Source organism: Streptococcus sp. GMD1S (assembly GCF_000296875.1).
Lineage (GTDB): Bacteria > Bacillota > Bacilli > Lactobacillales > Streptococcaceae > Streptococcus.
On record NZ_AJQY01000048.1, the window covers coordinates 1 to 7,165 of the forward strand.

Consider the following 7,165-nt stretch of genomic DNA (forward strand, 5'->3'; position numbering starts at 1 on the left):
CAGATGATTGTTGACTGCTTTGTTTAGTCTCGTTTGACTGAGTTGTTGTGTCTTCTTTGGTACTGCTGCTAGCAGTAGTTGATGCTTGTTTGGAACATCCGAGCAGGAGGACAAGTGAAGCCACAAGGGCTAGTGATACTTTAAAGTATGATTTCATATCTATTACTTTCCTTTCATAATCAAAGTATTTGTATTATAACATGGATCTATAGTGAAAGCAACTAAACACAGTTTTTCTCCTTTTGAGAAGGAGTCTGACTAGAAAAATGTTATAATGGTAGGAAAGAGGTGAAGAAATGAATCAAACTGTAAACTATATCAAAGAATTAACTGCTATTGCATCTCCAACGGGCTTTACTCGTGAGATTTCAGACTACCTAGTCCATACTTTAGAAGAGCTTGGTTACCAGCCTATTCGAACTGCTAAGGGTGGTGTCAATGTTACTATTAAAGGTCAAAATGATGACCAACACCGCTATGTGACTGCCCATGTGGATACGCTGGGTGCTATTGTCCGTGCTGTCAAACCGGATGGCCGTCTCAAATTGGATCGTATCGGTGGTTTCCCTTGGAACATGATTGAGGGAGAGAACTGTACGGTTCATGTGGCTAGTACAGGTAAAACGGTATCTGGAACTATCCTCATCCACCAGACATCTTGCCATGTCTACAAGGATGCAGGAACTGCTGAACGTACTCAGGACAATATGGAAGTGCGTTTGGATGCAAAAGTAACCAATGAAAAAGAAACCCGCGCCTTGGGTATTGAGGTTGGAGACTTTATTAGTTTCGATCCGCGAACAGTTGTGACAGAAACTGGTTTTATCAAGTCTCGACACTTGGATGACAAGGTCAGCGCAGCAATTTTGCTCAATCTTCTTCGTATTTACAAGGAAGAGGGGATTGAATTGCCAGTAACAACTCATTTTGCTTTTTCAGTCTTCGAAGAGGTGGGTCACGGTGCCAACTCCAATATTCCAGCTCAGGTAGTGGAATATCTAGCTGTAGATATGGGAGCTATGGGCGATGACCAACAGACGGATGAGTACACAGTATCTATCTGTGTCAAGGATGCTTCTGGTCCTTATCACTATGACTTCCGTCAACACTTAGTAGCTTTGGCGAAAGAGCAAGATATTCCATTTAAGCTGGATATCTATCCATTTTATGGATCGGACGCTTCAGCAGCTATGTCAGCAGGAGCAGAGGTCAAACACGCCCTCCTTGGAGCTGGTATTGAATCCAGTCACTCTTACGAACGAACACACATTGATTCGGTCGTGGCGACTGAGCGTATGGTAGACGCCTATCTCAAGAGCACCTTGGTGGAGTAAAGGGGCGATAAAGTATTATGTTTGAAATGCTGAAACAATTAGCAACGCCTGCTATAATAACGGGGTTAGTTTCGGGTTTGTATGCTTATTTCCAAAAGAAAAAAGAGGAATATCGTAAGTATGTGTATGAAAATAAACAAGAAAACTTTAAAGAACTAGTTGTTTATGCCGATGAACTGGTAGATAAAGGAATTACTAATCCAGATTTAGAAAAACTACTTTTTAAAATTTCTCAAAACATTAATCCGTATGGACGAAAAATAAAAACTTTTGGAAAATATCAGTGGATAGAAGATGATGGATATATATGGTATCAAATAGAAATTATAGAGAAAAAACTTGCTTCTCAAATACTTCAAATAGAGGATTTAAAAGAACTAGCTCATCGGATACAAATTGCTAAACGATTACTAGATATAAAAGTAGAAAAAAATATTCCGCTTATAAGTTCAGCTAAAATATGGTTTTATTTATTTCAGTATGCGATGTTATTACTTCAGCTATTTTTCATTTACTTTGGGTATCAGAGTTTTATAGAACAACCTACTGGACCCTCTTTGTTATTGGCTTATTTGCTGCTTGTTGTAATTTTAATTTTTTTACTCCCAGAATTTAGTGTTGATGAAAGTGATGATGGAAGATCTGGAATATTTATTACAGTGTGCCTTTTCTATATTGTCGCAGTTGATACTGTAATATCGTATTATTTGTATAAAAATTTATCTATTGTTCTTATTGTTGGAATAGTTTCACTTTGTTTAAGTATTGGTGTAATATTTTTAAAAGCTATTATCTTCGGAGAAAGTGAAATTGGTAAGGTATCTACAATTTATATCGAAGAATATAGAAAACTACAGGGACCTAAGTTAAGTAAGAGACGCTTTATAGATAATTTTACAGTTATTCCATTTTTTAATAAGATTCAAAAATTATTTCACAAAGATAAGAGGGAGGGGAATGATGACCTATGAACACCGACTTTTTGACCTTAATCACATCCTTCTCGACTTTGAAGCAGTGGATATCCGAGGGGTAAATAAAGCAGGGATTGACAGTGAGTGATTTAATCCCTATGTGCTTGAGAATGCAAGTATAGCTAATCCCGAGCTGTCAGGCTCAAGATATTTTGAACTTATTAGAGTTGAAAGGAGAGACTCATGTGTCTTATTTGTGAGCGGATAGACCTAATTAAAGCGGGGAAAAATCCCTACTTTGTAAAAGAACTAGAAACAGGCTATGTTGTTATTGGGGATCACCAATACTTTAAGGGCTATACCTTATTTCTGGCAAAAGAACATATAACAGAACTCCACCATATGGAGACTTCTGAAAAACTGCGTTTTCTAGAGGAAATGAGTTTAGTCCAAGAAGCAGTCGCCAAAGCGTTTAAAGCTGAAAAGATGAACATCGAACTTCTAGGAAATGGAGATGCCCACGCTCACTGGCACCTCTTTCCAAGACGGTCAGGTGATATGAAGGGGCATGGGCTTAATGGCCGTGGTCCAGTCTGGTGGGTGCCCTGGGAAGAAATGGCGTCAGAAGATTGCCAAGTGAAATCCCATGAGTTGGAACAAATGATTAAAGCCTTATCCGATGAATTAGAGAAGCACATGGCCTAAGAGAGGAAGAAAAAATGAAAAAAAGATACATCGTTTTATCAGGTTTGCTAGCAGTAACCCTAGCAGCATGTTCTCAAGAAAAACCTAAAAATGAAGAAAACACTCAAAAAACGGAACAAACTAGTCAACCTGAAGGAACTGTAGGGAGCAAATCCCAAGCCTCTAGTCAGAAGAAGGCAGAAGTTGTCAATAAGGGAGACTACTATAGTATTCAAGGGAAGTACGATGAAATCGTCATAGCTAATAAGCACTATCCTTTGTCAAAAGACTATAATCCAGGAGAAAATCCAACAGCTAAAGCAGAGTTGCTGAAACTCATTGCAGCAATGCAAGCAGCGGGCTACCCAATCAGCGATCACTACAGTGGTTTTAGAAGTTATGAAACTCAAACCAAACTTTATCAAGACTATGTGAATCAAGATGGTAAGGAAGCTGCTGATCGCTACTCAGCTCGCCCAGGTTATAGTGAACACCAAACAGGTCTTGCTTTTGACCTTATTGGGACAGATGGTGATTTAGTTACTGAAGAAAAGGCAGCCCAGTGGCTCTTGGATCATGCGGCTGACTTTGGCTTTGTTGTTCGCTATCTCAAAGGCAAGGAAAAAGAGACTGGCTACATGGCGGAAGAATGGCATCTTCGCTACGTCGGAAAAGAGGCCAAAGAAATTGCTGCAAGTGGTCTCAGTTTAGAAGAGTACTATGGCTTTGAAGGCGGCGATTACGTCGATTAAAAACGAAAGTTTTCTCTTGCATTTTTAGATAAATAGTGTATAATGGAAAAGTATGTGTAAAGCATACTTGTGGGAGGTAAAAATCTCTAATTACCGCCAAAACCACAAAGGAGGATTTAAAAATGGCTAAAAAAGTCGAAAAACTTGTAAAATTGCAAATCCCTGCTGGTAAAGCTACACCAGCTCCACCAGTTGGACCTGCTCTTGGTCAAGCTGGTATCAACATCATGGGATTCACAAAAGAGTTCAACGCTCGTACAGCTGACCAAGCTGGTATGATCATTCCAGTTGTTATCTCAGTATACGAAGACAAATCATTTACTTTCGTTACAAAAACACCACCAGCTGCTGTTCTTTTGAAAAAAGCTGCAGGTGTTGAAAAAGGATCAGGTACACCTAACAAAACTAAAGTTGCTACAGTTACTCGTGCACAAGTACAAGAAATTGCAGAAACTAAGATGCCAGATTTGAACGCAGCAAACATTGAGTCTGCAATGCGTATGATCGAAGGTACTGCTCGTTCTATGGGATTCACTGTTGTTGACTAATCAATAACACCCCCAATATAACCCGCAAGACTTCATCATTTCGAGAAGTGACGTGGGAGATGAAAATCGATTGAACCACTTACAAGGAGAATAGAAAATGGCTAAAAAAAGCAAACAACTTCGTGCTGCTCTTGAAAAAATCGACAGCACAAAAGCATACAGTGTAGAAGAAGCTGTAGCACTTGCAAAAGAAACTAACTTTGCAAAATTTGACGCAACTGTAGAAGTTGCTTACAACTTGAACATCGACGTTAAAAAAGCTGACCAACAAATCCGTGGCGCAATGGTATTGCCAAACGGTACTGGTAAAACTTCACGCGTTCTTGTTTTCGCACGTGGTGCAAAAGCTGAAGAAGCAAAAGCTGCTGGTGCAGACTTTGTTGGTGAAGATGACCTTGTTGCGAAAATCAACGACGGTTGGTTGGACTTCGACGTAGTTATCGCTACACCTGACATGATGGCTCTTGTTGGACGTCTTGGACGTGTCCTTGGACCACGTAACTTGATGCCAAACCCTAAAACTGGTACTGTAACAATGGATGTTGCTAAAGCAGTTGAAGAGTCTAAAGGTGGTAAGATTACTTACCGTGCTGACCGTGCAGGTAACGTTCAAGCAATCATCGGTAAAGTATCATTTGAAGCTGAAAAATTGGTTGAAAACTTCAAAGCTTTCAACGAAACAATCCAAAAAGCAAAACCAGCTACAGCTAAAGGAACTTACGTAACAAACTTGACAATCACAACTACTCAAGGTGTTGGTATCAAGGTTGACGTAAACTCACTTTAATCAGTAGTTTATATCAGAGAACGAGTACGAATGTGCTCGTTTTTTTGATGATAAGTTCATTCCAGGGGAAATAACTCTATTAATAGCCTGATGGGGCAATAGAATAGTGCTTTTCCTCTTCTTCTTTCACAGAAAATGTGGTATAATAGAGAGTAAAAAACTTTGAAAGAAAGAAAAAGATGAATTTAAAAGATTATATCGCAACGATTGAAAATTATCCTAAGGAAGGTATTACCTTCCGTGATATCAGCCCTTTGATGGCAGATGGAAATGCTTATAGCTACGCTGTTCGTGAAATTGTTCAGTATGCAACCGATAAGAAGATCGACATGATCGTGGGCCCAGAGGCTCGCGGCTTTATCGTGGGCTGCCCAGTTGCTTTTGAGTTGGGAATTGGCTTTGCACCTGTTCGTAAACCAGGGAAATTGCCACGTGAAGTCATTTCTGCTGACTATGAGAAAGAGTACGGTATTGATACCTTGACCATGCATGCTGATGCGATTAAGCCAGGTCAACGTGTTCTCATCGTAGATGATCTTTTGGCAACAGGTGGAACTGTCAAAGCAACCATTGAGATGATTGAAAGACTTGGTGGAGTTGTAGCCGGTTGTGCCTTCTTGATTGAGTTGGATGAGCTTAAAGGCCGTGAAAAAATCGGAGATTACGATTACAAGGTACTTATGCATTATTAATGAAAAACAGTCCTTGGGGCTGTTTTCTCTTCATCTGCTATATAAACAAACTATAGCTAGTTAGAGAAAAACTATAATTGAAAACTATATCTTCTTGCAGTATAATAAAAGGACTAAGTGTTTGAGATTTGACTTCAAACACATTCAATTATTTCTAAAAGAGTACAGTTAGGAGAAGGTTATGCCGATTAGAATTGATAAAAAATTGCCAGCTGTGGAGATTTTAAGGACAGAAAATATCTTTGTTATGGACGACCAACGGGCTGCTCATCAGGATATTCGCCCCTTGAAGATTTTGATTTTAAATCTCATGCCTCAAAAGATGGTAACAGAAACGCAACTCTTACGGCATTTGGCCAATACCCCCTTGCAATTAGATATTGATTTCTTATATATGGAAACACATCGTTCCAAGACAACTCGTGCCGAACATATGGAAACCTTCTATAAAACCTTTCCAGAGGTCAAGGATGACTTTTTTGATGGAATGATTATCACAGGAGCACCAGTGGAGCATTTGCCTTTTGAAGAGGTGGACTACTGGGAGGAATTCAAGCAGGTCATCAAATGGTCTAAGACGCATGTTTTTTCAACCCTCCATATCTGTTGGGGAGCACAAGCAGGTCTTTATGTTCGCTATGGCGTTGAAAAGCACCAGATGGATCGGAAACTATCAGGCATTTATCCACAGGATACCTTAAAAGAAGGGCACCTTCTTTTTAGAGGTTTTGATGATCGCTATGTAGCTCCTCATTCTCGTCATACTGAGATTTTAAAAGAAGAAATCTTAAACAAGACCAATCTGGAGATTCTGTCAGAAGGTCCTGAGGTTGGGGTTTCTATCCTAGCTAGTCGAGATTTGCGTGAAATTTATAGTTTTGGTCATTTGGAGTACGATCGTGACACTTTGGCAAGAGAGTATTTTCGTGATTATGAGGCGGGACTCAACCCTCATATCCCAGAGAACTACTTTAAAAATGATGATGTAAATGAGACGCCTTGTCTCTGTTGGTCTTCATCAGCTGCCCTCTTTTTCAGCAATTGGGTAAACTATGCAGTTTATCAAGAAACCCCTTTTGACTGGAGAAAGGTAGAGGATGATGTGGCTGCATTTGGATATCTATAAGAGGAATTATGACATATTTTGACGCTTTTAAATCAGGGAACTTGGTTTTACCAAGTGCCCTGCTCTTGCATTTTAAGGAACTCTTTCCTTCCAGCGAAGATTTTCTCGTCTGGCAATTTTTCTATTTACAAAATACCACAGCCCTAGGAGATGTTTCACCTAGTCAGATTGCTGAAATCATTGGGAAAGAGGTTGCAGATGTCAACCAATCTATTTCAAATTTGACTGAAAATGGTTTGCTACAATATCGAACCATTGAACTAAATGGGGAAATTGAGCTGATTTTTGATGCTAGTTTGGCTTTTGAACGCTTGGATAGCTTACTAGA

At 39.5% G+C, this 7,165-nt stretch carries 8 protein-coding genes and 1 pseudogene; all 9 read left to right on the forward strand.

The genetic code is table 11. From position 1 onward, the window contains the following. Positions 1 to 296 precede the first annotated feature (296 nt). Positions 297 to 1,334, forward strand: coding sequence for a M42 family metallopeptidase (locus GMD1S_RS06060; protein ID WP_001077273.1), 1,038 nt, complete (start codon positions 297 to 299; stop codon positions 1,332 to 1,334). 26 nt (positions 1,335 to 1,360) lie between these two features. After that, entirely contained in the window at positions 1,361 to 2,305 is a 945-nt protein-coding gene (locus GMD1S_RS06065; RefSeq protein ID WP_223341662.1) for a hypothetical protein, read from the forward strand. Positions 2,306 to 2,491: 186 nt separating this feature from the next. Beyond that, entirely contained in the window at positions 2,492 to 2,953 is a 462-nt protein-coding gene (locus GMD1S_RS06070) for an HIT family protein (RefSeq protein WP_000335584.1), read from the forward strand. 14 nt (positions 2,954 to 2,967) lie between these two features. Further along, positions 2,968 to 3,684 (forward strand): LD-carboxypeptidase LdcB/DacB, encoded by a 717-nt coding sequence (gene ldcB / locus GMD1S_RS06075; protein WP_000747738.1) that lies wholly within the window; start codon positions 2,968 to 2,970, stop codon positions 3,682 to 3,684. 122 nt (positions 3,685 to 3,806) lie between these two features. Then, entirely contained in the window at positions 3,807 to 4,232 is a 426-nt protein-coding gene (gene rplK / locus GMD1S_RS06080) for a 50S ribosomal protein L11 (protein ID WP_001085808.1), read from the forward strand. Positions 4,233 to 4,329: 97 nt separating this feature from the next. Beyond that, positions 4,330 to 5,019: a 50S ribosomal protein L1 gene (gene rplA / locus GMD1S_RS06085; RefSeq protein ID WP_001085675.1), complete on the forward strand. Its 690-nt coding sequence runs from the start codon at positions 4,330 to 4,332 to the stop codon at positions 5,017 to 5,019. A 179-nt stretch (positions 5,020 to 5,198) separates the two neighbouring features. Further along, positions 5,199 to 5,711, forward strand: coding sequence for an adenine phosphoribosyltransferase (locus GMD1S_RS06090; RefSeq protein WP_001049316.1), 513 nt, complete (start codon positions 5,199 to 5,201; stop codon positions 5,709 to 5,711). 181 nt (positions 5,712 to 5,892) lie between these two features. Continuing rightward, on the forward strand, positions 5,893 to 6,837 hold the full coding sequence (gene metA, locus GMD1S_RS06095) for a homoserine O-acetyltransferase MetA (protein ID WP_001122733.1): 945 nt from the start codon (positions 5,893 to 5,895) through the stop codon (positions 6,835 to 6,837). A gap of 8 nt (positions 6,838 to 6,845) precedes the next feature. Continuing rightward, a pseudogene (locus tag GMD1S_RS06100) lies at positions 6,846 to 7,165 on the forward strand (DNA replication protein DnaD); the annotation flags it as partial.